The organism is Paraburkholderia aromaticivorans, assembly GCF_012689525.1.
Classification (GTDB): domain Bacteria; phylum Pseudomonadota; class Gammaproteobacteria; order Burkholderiales; family Burkholderiaceae; genus Paraburkholderia; species Paraburkholderia aromaticivorans_A.
This window is the reverse complement of sequence record NZ_CP051514.1, coordinates 1,389,462-1,413,218: the sequence shown is the minus strand read 5'-3', so window position 1 is coordinate 1,413,218 and position 23,757 is coordinate 1,389,462. Positions and strand designations below refer to the sequence as shown.

At 59.2% G+C, this 23,757-nt stretch carries 22 protein-coding genes and 9 pseudogenes; 18 read left to right on the top strand and 13 right to left on the bottom strand.

All coding sequences use genetic code 11. From position 1 onward, the window contains the following. Positions 1-149: 149 nt before the first annotated feature. From HF916_RS50590 to HF916_RS06655, 5 genes and pseudogenes are all read right to left on the bottom strand, one after another. Positions 150-738: pseudogene (locus tag HF916_RS50590) on the bottom strand (nitroreductase family protein); the annotation flags it as partial. A gap of 145 nt (positions 739-883) precedes the next feature. Then, positions 884-1,312, bottom strand: coding sequence for an exo-beta-N-acetylmuramidase NamZ domain-containing protein (locus HF916_RS51435; RefSeq protein ID WP_168787329.1), 429 nt, complete (start codon positions 1,310-1,312; stop codon positions 884-886). Between the two features lie 33 nt (positions 1,313-1,345). After that, on the bottom strand, positions 1,346-2,023 hold the full coding sequence (locus tag HF916_RS51430) for an exo-beta-N-acetylmuramidase NamZ domain-containing protein (protein ID WP_346777695.1): 678 nt from the start codon (positions 2,021-2,023) through the stop codon (positions 1,346-1,348). A 75-nt stretch (positions 2,024-2,098) separates the two neighbouring features. Continuing rightward, positions 2,099-2,605, bottom strand: coding sequence for a beta-lactamase family protein (locus HF916_RS50580; RefSeq protein ID WP_240975143.1), 507 nt, complete (start codon positions 2,603-2,605; stop codon positions 2,099-2,101). Between the two features lie 82 nt (positions 2,606-2,687). After that, the gene (locus HF916_RS06655; RefSeq protein ID WP_240975142.1) at positions 2,688-3,356 is read right to left on the bottom strand and encodes a CorA family divalent cation transporter; all 669 of its coding nucleotides are present in this window, start codon (positions 3,354-3,356) and stop codon (positions 2,688-2,690) included. A 267-nt stretch (positions 3,357-3,623) separates the two neighbouring features. Here HF916_RS06655 and HF916_RS06650 point away from each other — a divergent pair, with 267 nt between their 5' ends. From HF916_RS06650 to HF916_RS06635, 4 genes and pseudogenes are all read left to right on the top strand, one after another. Beyond that, the gene (locus HF916_RS06650; RefSeq protein ID WP_168788238.1) at positions 3,624-4,178 is read left to right on the top strand and encodes a hypothetical protein; all 555 of its coding nucleotides are present in this window, start codon (positions 3,624-3,626) and stop codon (positions 4,176-4,178) included. 456 nt (positions 4,179-4,634) lie between these two features. Then, entirely contained in the window at positions 4,635-5,576 is a 942-nt protein-coding gene (locus HF916_RS06645; RefSeq protein ID WP_168788237.1) for a DnaJ C-terminal domain-containing protein, read from the top strand. Continuing rightward, positions 5,573-5,902, top strand: a complete 330-nt coding sequence (locus HF916_RS06640; RefSeq protein ID WP_168788236.1) for a chaperone modulator CbpM — start codon at positions 5,573-5,575, stop codon at positions 5,900-5,902. The genes HF916_RS06645 and HF916_RS06640 overlap by 4 nt, the downstream gene beginning before the upstream one ends. A gap of 66 nt (positions 5,903-5,968) precedes the next feature. Next, positions 5,969-7,070, top strand: a pseudogene (locus HF916_RS06635) (IS630 family transposase). 253 nt (positions 7,071-7,323) lie between these two features. Here HF916_RS06635 and HF916_RS06630 read toward each other — a convergent pair. Continuing rightward, the gene (locus HF916_RS06630) at positions 7,324-7,713 is read right to left on the bottom strand and encodes a hypothetical protein (protein WP_168788235.1); all 390 of its coding nucleotides are present in this window, start codon (positions 7,711-7,713) and stop codon (positions 7,324-7,326) included. 181 nt (positions 7,714-7,894) lie between these two features. Here HF916_RS06630 and HF916_RS06625 point away from each other — a divergent pair, with 181 nt between their 5' ends. After that, on the top strand, positions 7,895-9,223 hold the full coding sequence (locus HF916_RS06625) for an IS4 family transposase (RefSeq protein ID WP_168788234.1): 1,329 nt from the start codon (positions 7,895-7,897) through the stop codon (positions 9,221-9,223). A gap of 693 nt (positions 9,224-9,916) precedes the next feature. Further along, complete coding sequence (locus HF916_RS06620; protein WP_168788233.1) at positions 9,917-10,195, top strand: hypothetical protein; 279 nt, start codon at positions 9,917-9,919, stop codon at positions 10,193-10,195. A 1,131-nt stretch (positions 10,196-11,326) separates the two neighbouring features. Here the strand turns inward: HF916_RS06620 and HF916_RS06615 are convergent. Then, positions 11,327-12,352, bottom strand: a complete 1,026-nt coding sequence (locus HF916_RS06615; RefSeq protein ID WP_168788232.1) for an IS110 family transposase — start codon at positions 12,350-12,352, stop codon at positions 11,327-11,329. Between the two features lie 131 nt (positions 12,353-12,483). Here HF916_RS06615 and HF916_RS06610 point away from each other — a divergent pair, with 131 nt between their 5' ends. From HF916_RS06610 to HF916_RS06585, 6 genes and pseudogenes are all read left to right on the top strand, one after another. Continuing rightward, entirely contained in the window at positions 12,484-12,792 is a 309-nt protein-coding gene (locus HF916_RS06610) for a hypothetical protein (protein ID WP_168787327.1), read from the top strand. 146 nt (positions 12,793-12,938) lie between these two features. After that, positions 12,939-13,151, top strand: a complete 213-nt coding sequence (locus HF916_RS06605; protein WP_168788231.1) for an AbrB/MazE/SpoVT family DNA-binding domain-containing protein — start codon at positions 12,939-12,941, stop codon at positions 13,149-13,151. Beyond that, positions 13,151-13,546, top strand: a complete 396-nt coding sequence (locus tag HF916_RS06600; protein WP_168788230.1) for a type II toxin-antitoxin system VapC family toxin — start codon at positions 13,151-13,153, stop codon at positions 13,544-13,546. Before HF916_RS06605 ends, HF916_RS06600 begins: the two co-directional genes overlap by 1 nt. A gap of 51 nt (positions 13,547-13,597) precedes the next feature. After that, positions 13,598-15,067 (top strand): hypothetical protein, encoded by a 1,470-nt coding sequence (locus HF916_RS06595; RefSeq protein ID WP_168788229.1) that lies wholly within the window; start codon positions 13,598-13,600, stop codon positions 15,065-15,067. A 288-nt stretch (positions 15,068-15,355) separates the two neighbouring features. After that, a complete protein-coding gene (locus HF916_RS06590; RefSeq protein ID WP_168788228.1) occupies positions 15,356-15,610 on the top strand; it encodes a hypothetical protein in 255 nt (84 codons plus the stop codon). Positions 15,611-15,688: 78 nt separating this feature from the next. Then, positions 15,689-16,149, top strand: a pseudogene (locus HF916_RS06585) (IS6 family transposase); the annotation flags it as partial. Between the two features lie 98 nt (positions 16,150-16,247). Here the strand turns inward: HF916_RS06585 and HF916_RS06580 are convergent. Both HF916_RS06580 and HF916_RS06575 read right to left on the bottom strand, forming a co-directional pair. After that, positions 16,248-16,508: pseudogene (locus tag HF916_RS06580) on the bottom strand (transposase); the annotation flags it as partial. Between the two features lie 7 nt (positions 16,509-16,515). Continuing rightward, positions 16,516-17,399 (bottom strand): annotated as a pseudogene (locus HF916_RS06575) (IS30 family transposase); the annotation flags it as partial. Positions 17,400-17,794: 395 nt separating this feature from the next. Between HF916_RS06575 and HF916_RS06570 the strand changes: the two are divergent. The 4 genes from HF916_RS06570 to HF916_RS06555 all read left to right on the top strand — a co-directional run bounded on the left by HF916_RS06570 (position 17,795) and on the right by HF916_RS06555 (position 19,465). Beyond that, positions 17,795-18,079 (top strand): type II toxin-antitoxin system Phd/YefM family antitoxin, encoded by a 285-nt coding sequence (locus tag HF916_RS06570; protein ID WP_168788226.1) that lies wholly within the window; start codon positions 17,795-17,797, stop codon positions 18,077-18,079. Next, positions 18,079-18,417: a type II toxin-antitoxin system RelE/ParE family toxin gene (locus HF916_RS06565; RefSeq protein ID WP_168788225.1), complete on the top strand. Its 339-nt coding sequence runs from the start codon at positions 18,079-18,081 to the stop codon at positions 18,415-18,417. The genes HF916_RS06570 and HF916_RS06565 overlap by 1 nt, the downstream gene beginning before the upstream one ends. Before the next feature lie 339 nt (positions 18,418-18,756). Next, positions 18,757-18,969 (top strand): hypothetical protein, encoded by a 213-nt coding sequence (locus tag HF916_RS06560; RefSeq protein WP_168788224.1) that lies wholly within the window; start codon positions 18,757-18,759, stop codon positions 18,967-18,969. 235 nt (positions 18,970-19,204) lie between these two features. Next, positions 19,205-19,465, top strand: coding sequence for a DUF4148 domain-containing protein (locus tag HF916_RS06555; RefSeq protein ID WP_168788223.1), 261 nt, complete (start codon positions 19,205-19,207; stop codon positions 19,463-19,465). A 208-nt stretch (positions 19,466-19,673) separates the two neighbouring features. Here the strand turns inward: HF916_RS06555 and HF916_RS49815 are convergent. Next, a pseudogene (locus HF916_RS49815) lies at positions 19,674-19,793 on the bottom strand (IS6 family transposase); the annotation flags it as partial. 107 nt (positions 19,794-19,900) lie between these two features. On the opposite strand from HF916_RS49815, the gene HF916_RS06550 reads away from it, so the two are divergent. Beyond that, positions 19,901-20,398 carry a Mu transposase C-terminal domain-containing protein gene (locus HF916_RS06550; RefSeq protein ID WP_240975418.1) on the top strand — a complete coding sequence of 166 codons (498 nt, stop codon included), beginning with the start codon at positions 19,901-19,903 and terminating at the stop codon, positions 20,396-20,398. Here HF916_RS06550 and HF916_RS06545 read toward each other — a convergent pair. Next, a pseudogene (locus HF916_RS06545) lies at positions 20,395-20,555 on the bottom strand (MerR family DNA-binding transcriptional regulator); the annotation flags it as partial. The gene HF916_RS06550 and the pseudogene HF916_RS06545 overlap by 4 nt on opposite strands. Before the next feature lie 168 nt (positions 20,556-20,723). On the opposite strand from HF916_RS06545, the pseudogene HF916_RS49810 reads away from it, so the two are divergent. Then, positions 20,724-20,876, top strand: a pseudogene (locus HF916_RS49810) (IS6 family transposase); the annotation flags it as partial. Between the two features lie 125 nt (positions 20,877-21,001). Here HF916_RS49810 and HF916_RS51955 read toward each other — a convergent pair. After that, positions 21,002-22,574: pseudogene (locus tag HF916_RS51955) on the bottom strand (MFS transporter). Between the two features lie 267 nt (positions 22,575-22,841). After that, positions 22,842-23,690 (bottom strand): FadR/GntR family transcriptional regulator, encoded by an 849-nt coding sequence (locus HF916_RS06535; RefSeq protein ID WP_240975417.1) that lies wholly within the window; start codon positions 23,688-23,690, stop codon positions 22,842-22,844. Positions 23,691-23,757: the final 67 nt, after the last annotated feature.

The window sequence follows — 23,757 nt, the reverse complement described above, 5'->3', positions numbered from 1 at the left end:
GCCAGCAAGCGCCTGAGCTTGGGCCGGGACACATGTTGTTGCTGGAACGACTCGGCCTCGGCCTCGGCTTCGGACGAGATGCGCGAAGCAATGATCCCGCAGTGCTGTGCTTCGTTGCGACCGTCGTCAATCTTGCGCAGATCGAGCGGGGACAGTGCATCCGTAAGCAGCCGCGCATTGATCCAGCCACGGATCACGCTGGCTATCCCGGCCGACGCACAATACAGAGAGACGTTCTGTGCAATGGCTCCACTGTCACAGCGGAAAAACGCTCGCGCTGGTGGACGGACATCGGCAGTAGGCGCGATGCGCGAACCACGTGGACCAGATCGAGCGGCGCCTCTCCGACGAAGTCCTGGTAACCAGTCTGTCCGCGCGCATCGATTGCGCGTTTGAGGACAAGTTGATGGTTCGGCGCGTCGTAACGATAGACACCGTTGGGCAGCGCGGCGTAGATGTCGATTTCGTTGAACGCGTGCGGCGACGATGCGGTGCGGCCGCCTGCCGGCGGCCGGTTGATCCCGTCGGCGGCCCGGAGTAACCCGCCCGGCACTGGGCGGCAATGCCGTCGGCGCGAACGCCCGGCAACTGGCGCGGTGCGCGAGCACGGCCATCAGCGGCGCGCCCGCCGTTCAAATCGGCCTTGGGCAGCGTAATGATGGCGGGCGTCTCGCCCTTGATAGGTGAAAGCCGCAAGACGGGCGCGGCCTGGTACGCGAGAAGTGGCATGTCGGTCATATCGGACTCCCTTATGGTGTGACCGTAAGACGGCCGCGGCGGCGCGTTGCCGAGGACGGTCTTCACTCCACGTTAGCCCCGAATCGCTGTTAGCCATTGATGCAAGTCAGCCGCAGCGCACCTTGGCTTGCGAAAGCGCAGCGCGTCAATAACGCACATACGTCTCACGCAAGGGAGCGAAACCGGTGCTTTCCTGCGTAACGATCGTGTCGATCTGATCGAGTCCAGCGCCTTCGCGCAGCGCCTGCCACACGGCGCTGGACCCGATCACGTCGCGAGTCGCGGAGACATCGAAGCGCGTAGGGTAGAGCGCATGCAGCGCCACGGCAAGTGCCAGGCCGAGGCGGCCGACACGCGACTCCGCGGCATTCGGGTCGCGCACGATCCGCACGCTGTGACACAAACGGCCGTGCCAGCTCGACTCAGATGGAACGAAGTCGACCGGCACAAAGCGGGCGCCGGTATCGAGGGCGTTCAACGCCGCCGCGAGACTCGTACTGTCGATCCACGGCGCGCCGACCAGTTCGAACGGCGTGGTTGTTCCGCGGCCTACGACTGACGTCGGCGCCTTCAATCATCGCGACCTCGGGATACAGATTCAGTTGCGTCAGTGTCCGCAGATTCGGTGACAGCGGCACCCAGCCCAGTCCCGTGTCCGCGAACCGCATGGCGCATAGCCGGTCATCGGAATGATGTGCAGATTCGCGCCGATGTGATGCTCGCGATTGAAGAGCATCGCAAGTTCGCCGACCGTCAGGCCCGGCTGGAGCGGCAAGGCGAAGTAGCCGGTGAACGATTGATGTCCCACATCGAGCACCGGGCCGCCGAATCGCTCCCCGCCCAATGGATTGGGCCGATCGAGTACGAAGAGCGGAATGCCGCAAGCCGCCGCGGCCTCGAGCGCGTAGCCAAGGGTTGTTTCATAGGTAAAAAAGCGCACACCCGCATCCTGTATGTCGAAGACGGGCGCGTCTATTCCGTCGAGCGAGCCAGCGGGAAAATGCTGTGTGCCGCCATAAAGACTGTGCACTGCGAGCCCGGTGGCCGCGTCGCGTGAATCGCCGATGCGTTCATCGACATCGGTATTCAGGCCCTGCCCGGGCGAGAACAGCGCCGCGAGCGTGACACCGGGCGCGTGAGCGAGAACGTCGACCGTGCGGGCGGCCGCTGCATCGAATCCCGTGCGGTTGGTGACAAGCCCGACACGCCGGCCGACCAGCGGCGTGAATTGCTGGTCCTCTAGCACGTCGAGGCCGCTCCTGACCGGGCCCGATGCGGCAGGCAACCGGTTTGCCTTGGTCAACGCAGGCGCAGCAGTGGATAGGGCTGCGCGGATATCGGCGGCAGTGACGTGCGGTGCCTAGCTCGCAATCGCGGCCACGATCTGCGCGCGTAGCGGGCGTGCATCGCCCTGATCGTTCGGGTGGACGCGATTGGTCAGAACGACGGCAAACCGGCGCGTGACGAAATCTACCCAGATAGCGGTGCCGGTATATCCGGTGTGCTCGACTGCGCCGATCGGCGGCAAGCGGTCACGGTTCGTCACCAGAGGGCTCGTGAGCGCCCAGCCGAGGCCTCGCCAGGGTTCGGGCGCGTAAGGGCGACGCGGCGGCCGCCATGACCTGGATGCGGACAGCACGCGTTTTGCCCGCGTCGTGCTGAGCCCGAGTCCCGCGTTTCCTGCAACGCCTTGCATCGAGCTTGCCAACGGGTCATGGACCTGGCCGCGGCGCATGCCGGGCCGCCCCGCTGTCGTGGGGGCGCTGCGAGCGGCGTGTTTCGCGTTGGGAAGAAAGCCGGGGTCCCGCATGCCTAGCGGGGCAAAGATATGCGCGCGGCAATAGCCGTCGAATGGCTGATGCGTCATGTCGCGCAACGTCAGGGAAAACTCTTCTGCGAACTGTCTGAGCGATTGAGCGTCTTCTTCCACAATCCAGAGTGGCGGCCGGTTAACGAGGCGGAAAAGCGCGGCGGGTTCGGGTGCCAGCAGCCTGCGCAGGCGCACCGTCGCGGCGAATGCCACCGAGGCCCGAACGGGTTGGCAGCCTGCCGGCGAGCAGCGTTTCATCCACGTCGTTGGCGGCTTGCGCTGCCGTGCGCACAATGCCAATGAGTACATCAGCCTGTTCCTGCAACAGATGAATCAGGAGCGCCATCGGACCGCGAAAGGTATCCCCTGCCTCGACTGCCTGTCTCAACTGACCGACTGAACGCAGCGGGGAGCTGCGCACGCTTAGCAGACAGCGAGCGCCGACGTTCACCCAGAGCGTCGCGACCTTGAGCGGCTTATTCCGCTCAAAGTCGCATTCGACATCGTTAAGCACTGCGATGAGGGTCTGGTAGACGTGCGTAATTCGTGTAGAGCGCGAGCCCTCCCTAAGGGTATCGCCGAACGCCTCGGGTAGTTGCATATGTTGCAACGGCCAACCCTCGAGTACGGTAGGGATGTCGTGAAAATGCAGCCAGATGAATTCCGTACTACAGTCGTCACGATGTTTCAACCATTCGATGGCTGTGTTTGCGTCAATCTCGCGGCTCGCGCCGTTTCCCGAGAACAGATAAACGCGATCCAAAGGGAAATGATCGGTGTTGTGCGCCGACAGAAGTTCGGTGGCCATTCAATCCTCCATCCTGCCGGACTTGTAACGTGTGAAGTGGTTAAAGTGGTTCTTGAGCCGCAGGCGTCAGTGCCAGGCAATATCCACACATCGTACGTTGACCGTGCCTCTACAAAATCTACCGGACGCTCGAATGCGGGGTTATCGGAAGCTGGTGCGACGGTCGTCTGCAGCCGCCACTGACGTTACGGCGGACGTAGCCATAGGCGAATCTTGTTGTGCGTTTAGTGTCCAAACTCTGAACTGAACCGATTCACGGAGCCCAGCATGAGATTCCACCGTCCGATAACGGACAGCCCAACATTGCGTCAGACGAGGTGCAGGTGCAGGTGCAGCGGGCTGGCCTGCGCGGCGCTGCTCGCGTTGGGCGCCTGTGCGCAGCCCTGGCAGGGTTTCGAGGTGGGCGAACCGGAATCTAATGTCATTGCAAAACTCGGCCAGCCGCGAGAGGTGTACGACCTGCCCAACGGCGCGAAGCGTCTGATGTGGCCGACGCAGCCGATGGGCGAAGTGACCACGGCTGCGGACATTGATGCGGCGGGCAAGGTGATCAGTGTCCGCCAGGTGCTCCAGCCGAGCGAATTCTATCGCGCGGAGGTCGGCAAGTGGACGAAGAAAGACGTGCTCGTCAACTTCGGACGGCCCGAGGAAACCGCGTATTTCCCGCTGATGAAGCGCGAGGTATGGAGCTATCGATATCTGGAAGACGGTGTGTGGTATCAGTTGTTTCATTTCTATTTCGACGACACCGGCATGCTCCGCTCAACCCAGAAGAGCCCTGACCCGCTCCACGAGCAAAACGACAATGACCATCCGTCCTGACAAGCAGAGGCTGTATGTCACCGGCGGCGTGCAGGGGCGCTGCCCTTCGTTCATCGGCTTGCCGTGAGCGAGGGATTGGGTGGCCTTGTACACGACGCAGCGCGTGGCAATCTCACGATCCGTCGCCCCATCCTGGTTGAAACGATGCGTGCGAATCGCATACCTAAGCGATCGCTAAGCCTACGACGGCAGTGCTTTCGTATAGAGTCTGTCAGGACATTGGAAGATTCGTCGTTGTGCTGGACGACCTGCGGGCGCCACGTCGCGTCTCGATCAACGGCGTCGTAAAGCGAACAGACCTTTCAACGAATGTCTGCCATACATGCCCGTCGCAATGAAGCCGCGTACCGAACGTGCAACTTTGCCGGCCTATCCGGATTGGTATAAAGTCAATCCTTGACCGCCACGCGATGGATGCGCATTGCCGCATCCGTTCCTCATGGGTGTGCCGCCTGTATGAAATACAAAGACTATTACGAGACCCTGGGTCTCGAACGCAGTGCGTCTCAGGAGGACGTCAAACGTTCGTATCGGAAGCTCGCGCGCAAGTACCACCCGGACCTCAGCAAGCACACCGACGCCGAAGATCGCTTCAAGGAACTGGGCGAAGCCTATGAGGTGCTCAAGGACCCGGAGAAGCGCGCAGCCTACGACCGCATGGGCAGCGAATGGCGCAACGGCCAGGACTTCCAGCCGTCGCCGAACTGGGACGAGGGCTTCGAATTCCGCGGCGCGGGCAACGAGACCGGCGAGCAAGCCGATCTCCACGATCTCTTCGAGAAGATGTTCGGCGGCGCGCGTGGCGCGCATCCGCGGCAGCAGCCTTTCAACGTGCGCGGCGTAGACCATCACGCGAAGGTACTGATTGATCTCGGAGACGCCTATCACGGCGCCCAGCGTTCGATTTCGCTGCAAATGCCGGTGATTGATGAACAAGGCCATGTTTCGCTAGAAACACGTACGCTCAATGTATCCATCCCCCAGGGGATTCGCGCGGGCCAGCATCTGCGGCTGAGCGGGCAGGGAGCCGCAGGCGCCACTCCCGGAACCGCCGGGGACCTCTACCTGGAAATCGCTTTTCGGGAACACCCGCGCTTTCGCGTGGATGGGCACGACGTCTCGCTCGAGTTGCCGGTGGCGCCGTGGGAAGCGGGCCTCGGCGCGCAGGTTACCGTGCCGACGCCTGACGGTTCGGTCGAGATGACGGTGCCGGCGGATTCTGCCGGTGGCAGGCGCTTGCGGCTCAAAGGCAAAGGCATTCCAGGCGACCCGCCGGGTGATCTGTATGTGATTCTGAACATCGTGCTGCCGCCGGCGAATAGCGACACTGCGAAGGCCGCCTACGATGCGATGCGGCGGGCGTTTAACTTCAATCCTCGCGCGAACTTCTATCGGTGATCATCGTGAAAGAGACGAGTACGACGACCTATTTGCAAGGGGAGATTGTCGATGAGAACGTCGAGTTCACTCTGGTTGAATTGAGCCGGGTGAGCGGAGCATCGGCGGAGGAATTGACGCTCTGGGTGTCTGAAGGCGTGTTTGAGCCGAGGGGCGAGCGGCCGCAGGAGTGGCGCTTCAGTGGCGCGGCGCTGCGGCGCGTGCGGACCGCGCAGCGGCTGGCGCACGACCTTCAGATTAACCCTCCGGGAGTCGCGCTAGTCCTCGATCTGCTCGATGAAATCGACGCACTGCGCTCGCCTGTGAGGCGCCCCCGTGTAAGCTAGTTTCCCGAGTTAGAAATTCATTGCCTTATTTGCGGTGTGTACTAACCTGGGTTGCAGGGCTCGCAAATAAGCGATGCGACGACGAGAGGAAGACCGAAGGCGCCACTGGTGTTGAGTGAAGGGGAACGCGAACAGCTCCCGGCGCTCACGATGCGGCGCAAGACCGCGCAGGCGCTGGCCTTGGCGAGCACGCATTGTGCTGGCCTGCGCCGAGGGCATCGACAACAAGGCGGTCGCGACAAGACAGCGTGTTACCTCGCATACGGTTTCGAAGTGGCGCTCGCGATTCATCAGTCACCGCGTGGACGGGTTGCTCGATGCACCGCGCCCGGGAGCGCCGAGGACGATCGAGGACTCCCAGGTAGATGCGCTCATTGCGTGCACGCTTGAGTCCGTGCCCACGGGCGCGACTCACTGGAGCACGCGCACAATGGCCCGCGAAATGGGGCTGTCGCAGACGGCCGTGACGCGCATATGGCGTGCCTTCGGATTGCAGCCGCATCGGCAGGAGACCTTCAAACTCTCCACTGATCCATTGTTTGTGGACAAGGTGCGCGATATCGTTGGGCTGTATCTGGACCCGCCGCTCAGGGCCATGGTGCTGTGCGTAGACGAGAAGAGCCAGATCCAGGCGCTGGACCGCACGCAGCCTATGCTGCCGCTGGCCCTGGCCATCCCTGAGCGACGCACGCATGACTATATGCGCCACGGCACGACCACACTTTTCGCGGCGCCGGACATTTCCACGGGTGAAGTCATTGGCGAACTGCATCGACGTCATCGTAGCAGTGAATTCCTGCAATTCCTGCGCACCATCGAGGCCAACGTGCCCCCGCAACTGGACGTGCATCTGGTGATGGACAGCTACGGTACGCACAAGACCTCCTCGATCAATACCTGGCTGGCTCGCCATCCGCGTTTCCATGCGCATTTCACCCCGACCTCGGCTTTCTGGACTAACCAGGTCGAACGATGGTTTGCCACGCTCGGCGAGACATACATCCGCCGTGGCACTCATCGCTCCACCCGGCAACTCGAGCAGGCCATTCGCCAATACATCCAGATTAACAATACTGATCCGAGACCTTTCAACTGGACCAAATCGGCCGACGACATCCTCGCCAGCGTCAAGCGATTTTGTCTACGAATTTCTAACTCGGAACACTAGGTGAGCGTGCGTCTGATGTTCTGCTGCACCGCCGTCAGGCGATCTGCTGTGATTCCGTTAGGGCCAAATTGCATACAGTCTCCGCAAAGGAGGGCGAGCGCTCCACTGCGACAGATAACCTCGGGAGATCGGCCTGCAAGGCCTGAGCAATGGATAGCCGTTCACGCTCTAGGGACGTCTCCGCCTTGTGGCGCGAATTACGAAAAGGCCTGAAGTTCCGCGGGGCGAGTGGCCGCACGTCCGGCTATGGCGATCATTCCATCGACGGCGGATCCATCGGTCCAGCAAACAGTGCGCGGTCGAAGAACGGGTCGTCCAGTTCCAATATTTCATCGTCGCCGAGAAGGACCACGACCAACTGCCGTGAACCGTTCCCGGGCACGTCTGCGATCTCCCCGATTGTTTGCTTCGGCGACCGGTCGTCCGTAAATCGCACCCAGTAGTATCCTGGCACTACGGGTCGTGTGTCCGTCCATTCCATAGCTGCTACCTCCTGAAATTCCGTGTAGTCGAGCGCTACCGCATCGTCGATTTTATCGCCGCGGCGTCGACGGCAGTTGCACGGCACGGTCAGCCAGGAATCATTGCGGTCTACGGGCGCTGACCCGATGGACACCATGTCAGTACCACCGTTGATCTCCATCAAGGCAGCGGCGAGTGCCTCTCCGAGCCGCAGCTATGCCTGCGGCTTCTTTTTGGGTGTCAGATATGAAAAAGCCCCGCGCGGGGCTTAATGCCGTTCAGTTAAGAGCTGAACGGCATTGTTGTTTTTGACGTGGAAAGTGGTTGTAAACGGTGCGCCGAGCTGCTAACTTTTCGGCACGATGCTGTCCAGCCACCTCACTTACTTGACCGAGGCGCAGCAGCCAGCCGACCTGCGGCGGTTAGCTGAGCATCTGCCCTACGAGTGGATCGAACGTGCGCTCCAGGCAACGGGCACAGCGCGCATCCGGCGCCGGCGCTTGCCGGTTGAACAGGTGGTGTGGCTGGTAATCGTACTGGCGATGTACCGTCACTGGTCGATCAGCGAGGTGCTCGACAGTCTCGATCTGGCGTTGCCCAACGAGGCCGCGCCATTTGTCAGCAAGAGCGCAGTGGCGCAGGCGCGCCAGCGCATCGGTGAGGCGCCGATGGCTTGGCTGTTTGAGCAGACAGCACGTGCGTGGACGACGCAGGACGCGGCTCACCATGCGTTCAAAGGGTTAAGTCTGTGGGCGATGGACGGCACCACGCTGCGCACGGCCGACAGCCCGGCCAACCGCGAGCACTTCGGCGCACAAGGTTACGCCAGCGGCAAGGTGGCCAGTTATCCGCAGGTGCGCGCAGTGACGCTCACCGCGATCCCGACGCATCTGGTCGCCGATATCAATTTCGGTCGCTACGACACCAACGAAATGGTGTACGCCAAAAGCCTGCTGCCGCAGATACCGGAAGACTCGCTGACCGTGTTCGACAAGGGCTTTCTGGCCGCTGAGATTCTGTGTGGCCTGACGATGGGAGCACGCAATCGCCACTTCCTGATTCCAGCCAAATCCAATACCTGCTGGGAAGTGATCGCCGGTACCGCTGACGATGCGACGGTGCGCATGCGCGTCTCGCCGCAGGCGCGCAGGAAGTGCCCGGCTTTGCCCGAATTCTGGAATGCGCGTGCGATCCGGACCATCGACGCGCGAGGACGCGAACGCGTGCTGCTGACTTCGCTGGGGGATCGCCGGCGCTTCAAACCCGCCGATATCGTTGCCTGCTACGAGCGCCGCTGGCAGATCGAAACCAGCTACCGGGAACTTAAGCAATCGATGCTTGGCTCGGAGTTGAGCTTGCGCAGTCGCACGGTCGAAGGGGTGTACCAGGAGATATGGGGTGCGTTGATCGCCTACAACCTGATTCGCCGTGAGATCGCCAGCGCCGCATGGGAGGCGAAACTCGCGCCGACCGATATCAGCTTCGTGCGCGCCCTCCACACGATCCAGCACGAAATGATGTGGGCCGCCCTCACTCCGGCCTATGCAAAATTGCCCGCATGCCTGCAGCGTCTGCGTGAACGGCTCAAGGCTTTACCCAACGGAAAACGACCCGGTCGCGCATGCGAGCGGGTCGTCAAATCTCGACCTAAACGTTACACCGTTCGATACTTGAAGAAGAACCTTAACTGAACGGCATTACCGCGCGGGGCTGGGCTTTGATCGGCGCCCAGAGCCTTCCGGACCGCTGCCGCACTTTCGCACGCAACACGAGCGGACTTCCCAATCGTCGCGCACCACGCAAGTTCTTGATCAATATGGATTTCAGCATCAAAGCGCCAGATTTTGTACGGAAAGTACGACAACCCCTGATACCGAGAGCTTGAGAGCCCGAGGGCCGGTGTCGAGTGCAATCTTTAGCTGTCCGCCATTGCAACAGGAGTCGCTCCTGGACGCGACGACGTATGAGCTGACCGGAAGGGGCGCCTACGGCGCGATGATCCGGGCAGGAGAGGGCGGCTACCTTGGCGCGTGTGCGCTGACAGGTCGATGCGGACGCAACGCCGGCCACGCGAGCAGTCAGGCCGTGGGCAGTCGAATCGTCATCCGCGGGTAAGCGGAATCAACGAGAGAGCCGAACTCTTCATTGACCGCCAGCTTTTCGTCGAAAGTCGGAACAGCGGCGACCGGGCGTCTCCATGTGTGTCGTTGCGGAACTCGACAATGAAAACCGCTCCTTTGGAATTGCGCTCCAGGTGTGCCGATGGCGGCAGCCGGGTAAAGGAGCCCCGTCCTCGAAATAGCGTTGCGAACCGCGATTCAGCATGGTAGAAGCACCGCACGAACGCGCCCGTTTGCGGCACGAAGAACACGACAGGAGTATGGGTGAAAAGGACCGCCGAAAATAAGCTGGAGGTAGTCGCGGTACGCGTCAACCCGCAAATCGAGCAAAGGTTGAGACTATTGGCAGAATTAACGGGACGCAGCCAGTCGTTTTTCCTGCAGCAGATGATCGAGAGCGGCATGGGCGCGATGGAGAATACCTGGCTGCCGCCGGATGTTCTCTCGCAGGTTCGGAGCGGCACGATGCCGCTGCGGCAACAGGCGAGCGACGCGATTTCAGACCTCTTTGGCGGCTCATTCCCCGACCAGGCGAGCCAATAGGGGTAGCGTTTGCGCAGAAAAGGGCGGCAGTAGGTCTGCGAAGACGCGCAGCAAGGGTTTGCGGTTCCGTGAATGTCGAGCCATTCGTTGATGTGTTGGATATTACTCGTGCGAACCACCAGAATTTTCACGACCAGTGTCTGTGCGGCGTGGAGGTGGGGCAGGCAAGTTCCGCAAGCCCAACGGGCCTGAACTGTCCACGAACGCCACGCCTGCGGGCGGCACATCGAATGCGATTGGGCATTGCGCTTGGCACAGTTGGACGCCTGCGGGCGTCCAGTTCAACATGTTTAGGGAACCTGACCAGACGCTGGGGGTTTACCGTGTACACGCGACGAGGGCCGGTCGGAAAATTCGAGCGGGTTGAACGGAAACTCTGACGGCCAACTTACTCCCGTCGCGGTTTGCCGCACCTTTTTCAATCCCGCAAAAGCTCACCGTTCGGCCGGATAGTACGAGATTAAAAGGCAACTAACTGTCCGCCGCTATTCTGTACGTGACAACGTCAAATCCAGCTTTCCAGACTGCCCGGCAGGGCAAGCGAGGCAATCTGGCTTGCCCACGCCAGATTGCCGGTCGCCGACGCGGCCTCGCGAAGGATTTGTCCGTTTGCAAAGAAAACTGGCCTCATTCACAGCGTAAGTCTGTTCAGCCACGCTCCATGGTCACCCAGTGTGCGGAGCAGTTGCCGATCGGGTTACGAAATCGTGTGCGTTGCGTATTGGCGGGACAGTTTTGTGCGCAACACGCGAGGCGGGACTTGTTCTTTCGTTAGTCTCGACGCCTTGCCGTGCCCGAGATGGCGGGAGCAACATTATGCAATTCATTGGTGGGGTAATATTATTCGCAATCCTATGCAATTTGACAAAAAAATGATCGATTTCATTGGTTGTAGATGCTAAGTTGTAGTCTATGGCCAGCCCGAATTTTGCAACCTCCGGTTTTGACGTTCGCGTGGCTTGCGCAAATCTATCCGGAATCCATGTTCCGCGATGAAAACCGCACCGGTCGATCCTTAGAATGTCGGCAGCTGCTTTGAGCTGTACAACTTGTCAGGTTCTTCGTCCGGTCGCTGTGCCGTTGGACCATCAAATTTCCAGCAGTCGCAAAACCTTGTTGGTGAAACGAAATTCAGACCTCGCACTCAAGACGCGATGCATCGTATGCGGTGTGCTTTGTCAGCACGGCCCTGGCGATGCGTGCAAGTTTGTTGGCGACGGCACAGGCGACAACGTTTGAGTGACGTCGCGTCAGCATCGACCGGATCCACGCGCCGAGCCTGTCAGTGCGCTGATCTGCACGCTGTATGACGGCTCGCGCGCCCTGGACAAGCAGATGGCGTAAATGCTTGTCGCAGCGCTTGCTGATTCCACACAAGGTACTTCGGCCCCCGGTGCTGTGCTGCCTTGGCACCAGACCTATCGACGCGGCGAAGTTTCGACCACACGCGAACTGCGCCACGTTACCCACCTCTGAAGCCAGCAGGCTCGCCGTAATGGTCCCGATTCCGGGAATCGATAGCAGCCGGGCCGCGTTCTCGTCTTCGCGCAACTGTGCGGTCAGGTCCCGCTCGACATCGGCAACCTGCTGATCGAGATAGCGATAGTGCTCATGAAGCCGGTGAATGATCTGGATCAGCCGCGGCGCCAGGTCGTGTACCGCTAGCGCGTCGGGCAGCCGCCGTAGCGTAATCTTCGACAGAGGAATCACGATTCCAAACTCAAGCAGTATTCCGTGAATGCGGTTGATGGTAGCCGTGCGTTCGATCACCAGACTTTCGCGCACTCGGTGCAACGCCGCCAGAAGCTGCTGCGCTTCCGTTCGAGGCTCGACGAAGCGCATCGAAGGCCGTGATGCGGCTTCGCAGATCGCTTCCGCGTCGACGAAATCGTTCTTGTTGCTCTTCACAAAAGGCCGCACATACTGCGGCGAAACCAGCTTGGCAACGTGCCCCATCGCGTTGAGTTTGCGAGCCAGCCAGTGCGAACCAGCGCAAGCCTCCATGACCACGGTGACCGCCTTGAGATTGCTGAAGAACGGGAGCAGTTGCGAGCGCGGAGGCTTCTTGCGGAACACCTCGCTACCCTTTGCATCCTGCGCGTGCAAATGAAAGACGTGCTTGCCCAGATCAATGCCGATCAGCGTGACCTCGTTCATGGCGCTCTCCTCTACCTTGGACAACTACCTATCGTAGACCGGTCGCTGGGATCGGGCTGGCCATTTTATTATGTCCGCTTTTTCGCAGCGTAAGCTGACCGGCTGCCGGCGTTTTGGCGCGGGAGGCTTTGATGGCTGCGACCGAACGGATAGCGATGACGATGCGCGAACTGGACAGGTTCAAGGTCATTCAGGACGTCGCCGAGGGCAAGCTCAAGCCGTGGCGCGCGGCGGAACGGCTTAGGCTGAAGCCGCGCCATATATCGGAATTGAGCGGAGGCGCATCATGCGGCAACGGCCGTAGCTTGCGCGGCGAGAGAGCTTTGGTACCGCGTGAGGTGACGGGTGAACGTTATGGGGCGGCGAGGAGCGTGGGACAGATCAGTCAGAAGTGTGAGCAGCAAAGTGATTGGGGTCCGGCTCGACACCTAATGCGCTGAATCAAAATGTGGAGTCGCGCAGGCGCGCATGTCCGGTGCGAAAGTCGGGCAACGTGTCAAAGTTGGTTACCCACCACGGCTGGATTGATAGTACGCACGATAAGGTGTATTCTTACCTCTAGCATATCGATCGACTTGGAGTAAAAATGACAGCGCTTGCCACGTTATCCAGCAAGTTTCAAATTTCCATCCCCAAGGAAGTTCGCGACGAACAGCATTGGGAAGCGGGCCAGGAATTCGTTTTTATTCCCAAAGGCAAGGGCGTGCTGCTAATGCCCGTGCCTGAGTTGGGGCAACTCGCTGGAATGGCGAAGGGGGCCGACACGAGTGATTACCGTGACCGGCAGGACCGGTACTGATGACGGCTCCGTTTCGAGTAGTGGACACGTCGGCCTGGATCGAATGGCTGACGGGTAGCGTGCTTGGCAAAAGGCTCAGCGACGTGCTGCCGGACAAGCGCTACTGCGTCGTGCCAACAATCGTGCAGCTCGAACTGTCAAAGTGGTTGGTACGGGAAGTCGGGGAGGAGAAAGCCGACGAAGTTATCGCCTACACACAAAAATGTCGGGTCGTCCCGCTGGACACGACGATCGCGTTGCTGGCCGCTGACCTGCATCGGGAATACAAGCTGGCGACGGCAGACGCGATCGTCTACGCAACGGCGCGACATCAAGACGCGGATTTACTGACCTGCGACCGGCATTTCGAGGGCTTGCCAAACGTCGTGTTCTTTCCGAAGACCAGCAACACCTAAGCGAGAAGTAATGCCGGGTTGCGTGGCGCATGCTTCGCTGATGCCGCAGTAGTGTCAGAAATCGATGACAAGTGGCGTCTGCAATTTACAACGCTTTTTGCTTATCGGTTAGGCAAATTCAACCCATGTGCGGTAAAAGCGAGACGTGCAAACAGACCGGTACTGCCAATGCCCAAGGCTGCGCCTATCGTTTTTGCAAGGGGCTCGGCGGCGAACGTGGCCGCTGCGAGCGATGTATTTGCGTCCGATCACTCAGCTTACTTCTGCGTTGTCTGCGGCAAAGAACTGCAGCGCACAGTCCCCGAAAACGGCTTTCCATATTTCAGACACGCACACCGGGCAACATGCCGACTATCGGCACACTATGCGTTGCGCGCAGCGGCCCAGCACATCCTTCTGGAAAGCAGGTTCATCAAAGCGCCGCTTGCCGGCGGGGAGCCGGGCGCAGGTCGCGTTCCGAGCTTCCTCATCCAGTGGACCGACTCCATAGCTGACATCGAGGTCGTTCATGTTCCGGTCGACTTTGTGGCTGAGACAGCGGACGGTCAGCTTATCGTTGAAATCGCCATCCCTGGATTGCCTCATACGGTGCCTCTCGATCGCGTTGGGAAGCTCAAGGTGCCGGCGCTTATTGTAAGCCTACCGGAACCCGCCCGGATCCACGGATGGGCTGACTTACGCCAGTACGTGCTTCACTCGATTGAGAACAAGAGTTGGCTCGCCCCTTTTGAGAAAGCTCCGCGACGCTCGGCGTCGTTGCCGGCCGGAGAGTGGCACGCCCCTTCTATTCCGGGCGCCGCTGACAAGGCGTCTTCGGCGTGGACGTCGCCTCTCGTTTTTGCCGACAATGCTTTCTTCCGACAGTTGAGCCGCGCGCAACAGCTGGAGGTGCTGCAGAAGCAAATGGCACTGCATTGTGACCAGTGGCCTGCCGAAGTCGATATCGAAGTTTGCGGGGAGGACGCGTTCGGCATGGACCGCCGCGGCTGGCAGGCTGATGCGTTTAGTCGCTTCATCGTGTCAACCAGCACTGGTGCAGCGGTGCGCGAAGTTGCGTTTTCCGATGTGCTGCGATATCTCAGCGAACGTTACTGGGTCGAGGCGGGCCAGAAAAGTGCGGCAAGAATCGCGGTCTTTTATTATCTGCAAGGCTTGGCCGAGCGTGGTGCTCTGTTGCCCTTTATCGAGGATATGGAGGAGCCGACTTATCTCGTGACGGGCATCAAGGCGTCTGTTGCCGCCGACGACCTTACGTGGGTGACGAATGCCACGCTGTCGGCGAGCCAGTTACGCGTGCTGTCTGTACAAGCGGGGCTTAAGGTTCCAATCGAACTTGCCCAGGAACTTCTCGAATCGTTCGATGACTGTCATCCGGCCTTTCCGGTTGGCGAGTATGCTTCGATGCTCGCCCGGAAACTGCATGCGCCTCCACGAAGCGTGCTCGCGTTCTTGAGGGACGCCGGTCTCGTAGTTGAAGGCCCGCTAAGGTCGGTTTCTGCGGCGCAGGAGACCTTGTTTTGACACTATCCATCGAACGAATTGGGGAGCCGGCGATGGCTATCCTGTAGCAGATTCAGCCGCGTCATGAAGTTGCCGACGAGGTCGAATCGATAATCGCGAAGCGCGCACGGGCGCTACTTGATGACATCAGTTTTGCTTCATTGAGCGCGCATACGCTCACGGCAAATGTCGGCCCTGGATTGTTGTCAAACGAACTAAGGTTGGTACGATTTAGTGGGACTGTTAAAAAGCGTGAGGTTTTCGACTGCGCTAGCATCGAACCTCGCCAGTGCCTACGTCGAGGTCGCGATGAAAATCGTCGTTCGCGTCGAACTGACTACCGATTGGGGTGATGTAAATGCGATCGAGGTGGGCCGCATCGAGCGGCCAAGCCAAACGCTCGATACCGAATCTGTAGGACTGTCATGGGCGGACGGAAAGCAATTGCTGCATAACTTGCAACAGGCGGTGATCCCAGCCCGGGCGGACGAGATCTGCGCCTTACGGTGCATCTGTCGACGATGTCTTTGGCCATTCCCTTTGTCGCGCAGCAGCTCGCCGTAGGTGCCAGGAATGGCTCTGTGCAAATAGCGCGGGGGCGAATCGGTTAAGGTGTCGGTCTGAACGAATTGAGAACCGCCGATGTGCAAGCTGAAGAGTCTGGAGGAACTGTTCGCGGGCCGTCATTTTGACCGCGATGTGATCATTCTGTGTGTTCGCTGGTACCTGCGCTACAAGCTTAGCCTGCGCGATCTGTTCGAAATGATGGCGAAACGGGGTCTGTCGTTGGCGCGCACGACGATCCTTCGCTGGGTGCGTCGCTTTGCGCCGGAATTCGTCAAACAGTGGAACCGCTTTTGCAGGTCCACCGGCCAGTCGTGGCGTGTCGACGAGACTTACCTCAGCTGCGCGGCAAGTGGGTCTATCTTTATCGGGCGGTGGATCGGGCTGGTCAGACGGTCGACTTCATGCTCAGCGCCAGGCGCGACGTGAAGGCGGCAAAGGCGTTTTTCAGGAAGGCAATCAAACATCAAGGCCAGCCACCGAAGACCATCACGCTTGATGGCTACGCCGCCTCGCACCGCGCCGTGCGCGTGATGAAGGCCTGAGGTTGACCCGGTTAGACGGATAGATTTGCAGTTGAGTTTAATGCGGTGTGGCACCTCCCGACAAGGTTGAATCGCGGGTTGTCCACGGCCGGGCGGTTTTCGAACTCGAGCGGCGAACAGTAGCCGATGCTGCTGTGCAGGCCGCGTATGTTGTACCAGCTCTCCAGAAACGAGAACAGACGCCGCCGTGCCTGTTCGTGGGTCGCGAAATGTTCGCGACAGAGCAGTTCTGCTTCGAGTGTGCCGAAGAACGACTCGCACATGGCGTTGTCATAGGCATCGCCGGCCGTGCCCATCGACGGCTGTACGCCTGCTTCGCGGCAGCGCCGTCCAAAGGCAATGGACGTGTATTGCTTAGGTTCAAGGAGTCGTTGCAACACCACAATTCATGCTGCGAATAGTAACTCTTCAAGCGCTTCCGTTGGTGTCTTCCACCCGAGGGTTTTGCGGGGTCTGCAATTAAGCGCATTCGCGACCGCATCAAGTTCACGCTCGGAGTATCTGCTCATGTCAGTGCCTTTAGGAAAGTACTGGCGTAGCAGACCGTTGGTGTTTTCATCAGTCCCACGCTGCCACGGACTTTGTGGGTCGCAGAAATAGATTGCCAGTCCTGTATCGATCTGTAGCTGCGCGTGTTGCGCCATCTCTGCACCCTGGTCCCACGTCAGCGATTTGCGCAAATGTTCGGGCAACTGGATGATCTTCGCAGCTATGGCATTGCGTACAGCCTCGGCGCCGTGACCGGACAACGCGGGCCCGTTCTTTACCCGAGCGCCAGGACCGTGGCCCGGCATCGGCGGGAGATGTAGCAGCATTGTGAACCGCGTTGTTCGTTCAACCAGGGTACCGATCGCAGTGCTGTTAAGGCCAATTATCAGATCGCCCTCCCAATGACCGGGCACGGCGCGATCGGCAACCTCGGCCGGGCGCTCACTGATCATCACCTCGGGGGTGATAAAGCCTTTACCTCGTTGTCGCGTTCTGGCGCGTGGCACACGGAGCGCCCGGCCGGTGCGCAAACACGCAGACAGTTCGCGTCGCAAAGCGCCGCGCCCCTGAATGTAAAGCGCCTGATAGATGGCTTCGTAGGAAATCCGCATAGACTCATCATCAGGAAAGTCCACCCACAATCGGCGACTGATTTGTTCTGGACTCCAGCAAGTGCCCCAGCGCCGGTCTGCCCGACGGCCATGCCGCCGCCCCTTCCACGGTACGTTGGGCCCCGGAATCGGCCTGCCTCGCGGTGCGCGCGTCAGTTCTCGACCCTACCTGGGAGGGCCTGCGGGTGCGATTCCCGTGGGCTACTCACCTAGACATAATTAAGTGATCAATCTTCGTGAACTTTTTAGTTCAAATCGTCCGCTGTCGGTAGCCGCTCGCTTGTCTGTTGGTTTCGCACTTGACCTCTGGGTTCACCGACCGGCGCGCTGCATCGCCCGCGATGCGCAACTGGACGAAGCCGCGTGCGGCGAATTCAGGGCGACGGACAAACGTTGTGAACTGCAGCGTATCTGGCAGTGGGCAAATCGACCATCCTGTTGACAAATCACGAGTAGCCGCGTTTTCAGACAAGCACTTTGCATAAAACCGAATTTGGTCTATATTCGGTCTAAGCGAAGCAACGAACGGAGGGTCACACATGCGTCTGTCAGACCACGTAAAGCCAATCAGCTACCTGAAAAGCGATGCAGCGCAGATTGTCAAGGATCTGACGGCTTCCGGCGAGCCTCTGCTCATCACGCAGAACGGTGAAGCCAGGCTCGTCGTTCAGGATGTGCAAAGCTATGAGGACACACAGCAAACGCTGGCGTTGCTCAAGATTCTGGCCTTGGGTCAGAAAGACATCGAACAGGGGAAATTCAAGAACGCGGATGCGTTTCTCGCGGAGCTCGACGACCTTGACCGGAAGGAACAGATCGGCTGATGGCGCAGACGACGTTTAAACTCCTCATACTTGAAGAGGCGCAGGAGGATATGAAGGATCTCCGCCGGTACATTCTCAGGAGCTTCGGTGCCGAGACGTGGAACCAGACATCGTCGCAGCTTGCGGTTACATTTCAAAACATCAAGCAAATCCCGCAGAGCGGTTACGTTCCAACGGAGCTTTCAGATTTTGGCGGTCTGAACTTTCGCGAAGCGTTGAGCGGTCAGAACCGGGTTATCTATGAGGTGCGCGGCGACACGATTTATATTCACGTCGTCACCGATACGCGCCGCGATTTACGCACGCTTCTTCAGAAGCGGCTACTGCGTTCGCGCTGATTTGACCGTGTTTCCGAGGTGCCATGCCGGGGTGCTCGCCCGGGATCGGCACACGGCGTCTCCCGAGAAGGCTCACCGTCATGAAGAATGTCGACTTTCAATATGAGACTACCGTCAATTCCGGCTGAGCACGCTATAGAACAAAAAGCCACTTGGCAACCAGGGCCAAAGGCGCTGGATATCCAAGCAAATGCGCTATGGATAAGCGACCACGGACGGCGGCCGCGCGCCAGATCGTTACGTCGTTGGCGATCGATGGGCTAGTGACTTCTGATAGATTTATCGCGGCGCGGCGCAGCACAAATACAAAGACCGCGAATGATATCGTCGAGGTGTGTCATGGAAGTTCTTGATCGCGCGCCCGCCGTTCGCCGGACGGACGCACCGTGGTTTCGTGCTGCCGGCCCGCGGCCGCGACGTCGGGAGGCATTCATTCCAATTCACGTGTCAATGGGATCGGTTTTCTGCTTCTCGAGTCAGGCGCCGCTTGATGACAATCCGGTCCGCTTCAGCGCGGACCACGAGCGCGATATTGTTGCTGTGCAGGATTGATTCCACTCAATTTATCCACGCGGGCCTCGTGGGCATTAAGTCAGTATCGGAAACTCTCGCTCTACGCCTGCAGTGCTACCGCAACGGCGGGAAGCCGGCTATATGATTGCCGGAATCACATTTCTCGCGTCCCGCCCGTGCGCTACGCAAGAAGAAAATATGCCTCAGTTCGCCTTTCAATTATCCAGATAGCGCCTATATTTCTAGGAATATCCCTGATATAAAAGGCCTTGCCATGAACTCCCTTCCGCGTGTAGCGCTCGGCGTCCTTGCCGCGGCGTGCTGTTTCGCGTCGGCTGCGGCGCAGGCTCAACCGTACGATACGTCGGTGCCGCTGACGCGGGCTCAGGTGCGCGCCGACCTGATCGAATGGCTACAGGCGGGCTACGATCCGCTCGACTGGATCAACTACCCGGAAAACGCGCAACGCGCGGGCGCCATCGTGGCGCAGCGGCGTGCGGCGGCCGGCGCTCCCACAGATCAGATGACCCAGTAGTAACGAACCGCAACACCGCATTCATCCGGCATCGGGCGCTGCAAGGGCCGACGCCTGTGACAGATCGTGTCCATCCCGATGGGCTTTGTGGTTGTGTTACGGTAAAGAAGATGGGACGGGCAAACACGCAAAATGACTAAGAGTAATATTTTGGGCTCTGTTGCAGTAAGGAAAACCGATCGAACAACGGCGATATGCGTAGGACAGCTTATGAAACAAACGAGTAAAATTGCTGGGCGACAGACAGCGCAGTCTTGCCCGAATCTTTCAACTGTCCTTTCTTGATCATGCGCATCAATTCGATGCCACTTAGAATGGTTCTGTCGCAATAACGATGTCACGGTAACGTTCGGGTTGCACTAACGTTGCTTCGGCCCACGATGAAGAAGACTGCGACACCACGAACGGCCCTTGCTGCAGGCGAGCTTTCGAACAATGTCTGACGATCGAAATCGGCAGACGGTACCACAAAAAAGCCCCCATCGCGGCCTGTCTGAACTTCCTCCGGCCGAGAAGTGGCGCGAACTTTCCAGGTCAGCCGAGTCCCGATATTTGCCGAGTGCACCGGATGCAGAACTGCAGTTTTTGATAAGGTTCCTGCCAGCCGAGCCACGAACAATACAGGCGGACGGCCTCAACTTATTTCGGATCCGGTACTGGCATCCGTTGTTCGCCGCGTGGCGGGAGCCACGCCGAGCTGTGACTGTTCGTTACCATCCCGAAGACCCGTCGCGGGTATTCGTAAGTGCGGGAAAGAAGAGCTACATAGAGGTACGTCACGCGGACTTGCGACGGCGTCCCATCTCGCTCTTTGAACAGCGGGCAGCCTTAAAATCGATCAGGGCGAGAGGACAGCGAACGATCTCCGAAAGGGAAATTTTTGAGACGGTCATGCAGCAGCGAGGCGGGATCGTGAATGCGACGCGACTATAGGGTCGGTAGCGGCCCTGACTGCGGCTCGGCGTGAGCAGGCCACGCTCCTCGTAATACTTGAGAGTCCGGGTGTCACGTCGAGCCGTTTGGCGGCATTACGAACCGTGATGAGGGGGTAGTTTCGGTTGGCATGGACAGGCGAACATCCGGAACCAATTGCCCATTATACTTAATCCTGTACGTTCACGGCCACGTTTGAAGGCAGCACTCCGGATCCAGGGACGCGGCAAAGGCAGGCGCGGAATTCGCCAGTTTGGCGATTATATTAGGTCCGAATTCGGCGATCAGACGAGTGCTAAAGCGGCTGCACTATCCGTTGGACGTGATGTTGCTATGCGTGCGCTGGTACGTCTCTTACCCTCTTAGCCGGCGCAATCTGGAAGAGATGATATGCGAGCGGGGTTTGTCCGTCGATCATTCGACGGTTCATCAATGGGCACTGAAACTGGTGCCCATACTGGAAAAGTGCTTTTGGCGGAAACGAACGCGGCAAATAAGGACTGCTTCTAGTTACAGGAGTCTCTGTCCGGAACGCATTACTGTAACGCGACAAAACCTGCCGATCCGATACAAGCGAACCATTCTGCTTATAGGTGATTCTTGTCAATTGATTCGTTTCGGCAGTGCTGCAATGAGCCCACCACCGATCGCCACGGCAGCCAGAAAATAGAACCCGTCCAGTATCGCAAGGAAGTTCGCCTGCTGCAGCACCACGCGATCGATCAAGGCAATAGCGATCGCGTGAGACTGGGACGTACCCCTGCTCGCGACAGCGGCGAGGGCCTCCAGCTTGTCCATTGTTTGCGAGAGGGCGGGGTTGAATGAATTGACAGATTCCGCCAAGCGTGTGTAATGGAGTGCTTCGCGATGCCGCTCAATGACGATCAGGGAACTGGTTGCGAAGGATACGACGAGCTGACGCACGATATTTTTCAGCCTGTAGGTGTGGGCGAACTCGTCAATCGAAAAGAGTCGGAACTTCAGGTCGGCAACCGGCACCGCGATGAACATGACAAGCGCACCTGCAGAACGAGGGGAACGAGGAGTGCTGGCTGGCTCGCGTCTGGTGGCATGCGCGTCATGATCCAGGCTGCGGCCGCCGCGATACCGAATCCCGGAACGATAAGCCATTTCTTGTGCACCACGCGCGACGAGTAGCGGAAATAGGCAGACAGCATTAGCACGGAGAAAAGTGATGTGACTCCTACAAACCAGCCTGCGTTTTCAACGGGTATGACAGACCGTGCTCGAGAAAACGCAAGGTCAGGTAACCAAAGCCGGTCGTCAAAAAATAATAAAACCGTACAGTGCCAATCCCACCAGAAACATTCTTTCCCGCAGGCCTTGGAGCTGCATGAGGGGGCGTGGGTGATGCCACTGTGATACACAAAATAGCCCAGCCCGGCGAGGCTCGTCAGCAGGAGCCCGCCAAGGACGGCCGACGAACTGAAGAGTTGGAAATGCAACTGCTGCAGGACGATCTGCTGTGCACCCTGTGAAACGGCAAAATCCAGATATGCCAAAAGTTGGAATTGGGGTCGATGCCGGTCTCGGCACGAACCTCGGCCTTTCCGAAGTCAGGCACTGCATACAGGACAAAACCGGCAAGCAATAGGGCTGGTGGTGCCGTGCAGACAAACAGCGCCTGCCATTCGAAGTGTGACAGCAGCACGCCTCCGACTATTTGGCGCCAGCGAATTGGCCATAACAATGGCTTTGAGAAAGAGACGTCGGCCGCTGGGGAGTTTGTTCCGGCAGAAAGCCGCCGTCCTGAAGCAGGATGCGGCAGGTTCCCATCATGGGGCCGACAGGATAGCCCTGTGCGGCGCGCGTCAGCATCAGTCGAAACGACGTTTGTGCCAAGGCAGACAGACTAGCCGCCGCAGCATAAAGGATCATGCATGCGGCAATATAACGCCTGTTTCCCAGCCGCTCCGCCCACCATTGCTGTTGCAGTATTCCGAGCACAGCACCGATCGCGTACGAACTGGAGGACCAGACGAGTTCATCCGGCGAAGCGTTGATTCCCCCGGCGATAAAGCTGGCAAAGTAGGAGAATAGCATTGTCGAAATAGTCGAGGGCGGTCACAAGTGACAGCGCCCATGCATAGGACGCCGGCCTGAGCGGCCGCACGGCTGTATTTGTCGACGGTCGTGCCGGAACTGGTGCGTTCATTATTGCCGCACCTGTTTTATCGGTCCGCCTTCCGGCATCGTCTGATCAGTGTCTGCGAAGCTCCCGCTGGTCGATTTTCCACTTGCTGCGAGCAATTTGGTCACGTCACTGCCAGCAAGCCTCGCTTCAACGTAGTCCAGATCGAAGCACAAGTCCTTGCGCAACTCTCGGACTTCGGCCAGTCCGCGCCGGACTGCCACAAGCCGGTTATCAATGAGTTCCAGCTGCTTCTGGAGTTCGTTGTGTATTTCCCGGAAGGTCGAATCCTCAGCCCATGCGATGCTTGCGTGACTGGCGCATCAGGTGGCTGTGAGTCTCTTCAAGGTAGATGCGCATGGTCGCGGCAGCGCCATCTGCGTCGCGCATTCGGATCTGCTCGATCAGCTTACGCCGCAAAGGCACAACGGAATCAATCGGCCGAGGGCCCGCAAGCACGATGAGATGACGCAGCACCTCGCTGAGTCCTTCGACGAGCGCGCCAAGGATGTAGTTGCGGGTAGCATCCGCCAAAAGCTTGTTGAATGTGATGGCGGTGAAGGTTCTGTCCTCAAATCGTCCAGCTTCGGTCAGGATTTCAGTCGTCTCCAGGTTAGCTTCCATCGCGCGGATGTCCGCTGCCGTGGCCCTTTCGCTTGCAAGGCGAACCACCATGTCCATGACCATAAAACGTGCTTCCATAAGCATCGGCAGTGAAGCACGGCCAAGGTCTATCATGTCGCGAATCTGTTGCGTGACCAGCTTTGCACTCGACTCGTTGACGAAGGCACCTCCGTGTCGTCCCTTTTTAAGAATGATGAGGCCGGCGACTTCGAGATTGCGCATGCCTTCGCGAACAGCCATCCGGCTGACCGCGAATTGCTCGGACAGCTCGCGCTCGGTGGGCAGGCGTGCGCCAGGCGGCAGCATGCCCGCCGCAATCTGCTCGCGGATACGCGCGCCGATTTCCTCGGAGATCCGGCGCGTTGTAATCGGACCGAATGGCGTGACCGTTTCGGCTGAAACGGTGGTTTCATCGTTGCCCGATCGGGATTGGCGCCCCGTGGCCGAGCTTGGCCGACTCTCGGAGGCTTCAGTTTTGGGACGGGCATTCCGTCGCGCGATTCGAGGTGTGTTCATGTCGTTCACTGTCGGTCGATCGAACCTGAAATACTAACGCATACGGCCCCGTACCATGCCGACCGGG

Bases quoted from the DNA above. Each gene is read 5' to 3' on its own strand.
- HF916_RS06650 (WP_168788238.1), top strand. From the start codon at position 3,624: ATGAGATTCCACCGTCCGATAACGGACAGCCCAACATTGCGTCAGACG.
- HF916_RS06550 (WP_240975418.1), top strand. From the start codon at position 19,901: ATGTCTGACGATCGAAATCGGCAGACGGTACCACAAAAAAGCCCCCAT.
- HF916_RS06560 (WP_168788224.1), top strand. From the start codon at position 18,757: ATGGAAGTTCTTGATCGCGCGCCCGCCGTTCGCCGGACGGACGCACCG.
- HF916_RS06630 (WP_168788235.1), bottom strand. From the start codon at position 7,713: ATGGAGATCAACGGTGGTACTGACATGGTGTCCATCGGGTCAGCGCCC.
- HF916_RS06565 (WP_168788225.1), top strand. From the start codon at position 18,079: ATGGCGCAGACGACGTTTAAACTCCTCATACTTGAAGAGGCGCAGGAG.
- HF916_RS06570 (WP_168788226.1), top strand. From the start codon at position 17,795: ATGCGTCTGTCAGACCACGTAAAGCCAATCAGCTACCTGAAAAGCGAT.
- HF916_RS06625 (WP_168788234.1), top strand. From the start codon at position 7,895: ATGCTGTCCAGCCACCTCACTTACTTGACCGAGGCGCAGCAGCCAGCC.
- HF916_RS50580 (WP_240975143.1), bottom strand. From the start codon at position 2,605: ATGACGCATCAGCCATTCGACGGCTATTGCCGCGCGCATATCTTTGCC.
- HF916_RS06655 (WP_240975142.1), bottom strand. From the start codon at position 3,356: ATGGCCACCGAACTTCTGTCGGCGCACAACACCGATCATTTCCCTTTG.
- HF916_RS06615 (WP_168788232.1), bottom strand. From the start codon at position 12,352: ATGAACGAGGTCACGCTGATCGGCATTGATCTGGGCAAGCACGTCTTT.
- HF916_RS06555 (WP_168788223.1), top strand. From the start codon at position 19,205: ATGAACTCCCTTCCGCGTGTAGCGCTCGGCGTCCTTGCCGCGGCGTGC.
- HF916_RS06535 (WP_240975417.1), bottom strand. From the start codon at position 23,690: ATGAACACACCTCGAATCGCGCGACGGAATGCCCGTCCCAAAACTGAA.
- HF916_RS06645 (WP_168788237.1), top strand. From the start codon at position 4,635: ATGAAATACAAAGACTATTACGAGACCCTGGGTCTCGAACGCAGTGCG.
- HF916_RS06590 (WP_168788228.1), top strand. From the start codon at position 15,356: ATGAAAATCGTCGTTCGCGTCGAACTGACTACCGATTGGGGTGATGTA.
- HF916_RS06605 (WP_168788231.1), top strand. From the start codon at position 12,939: ATGACAGCGCTTGCCACGTTATCCAGCAAGTTTCAAATTTCCATCCCC.
- HF916_RS06610 (WP_168787327.1), top strand. From the start codon at position 12,484: ATGGCTGCGACCGAACGGATAGCGATGACGATGCGCGAACTGGACAGG.
- HF916_RS06600 (WP_168788230.1), top strand. From the start codon at position 13,151: ATGACGGCTCCGTTTCGAGTAGTGGACACGTCGGCCTGGATCGAATGG.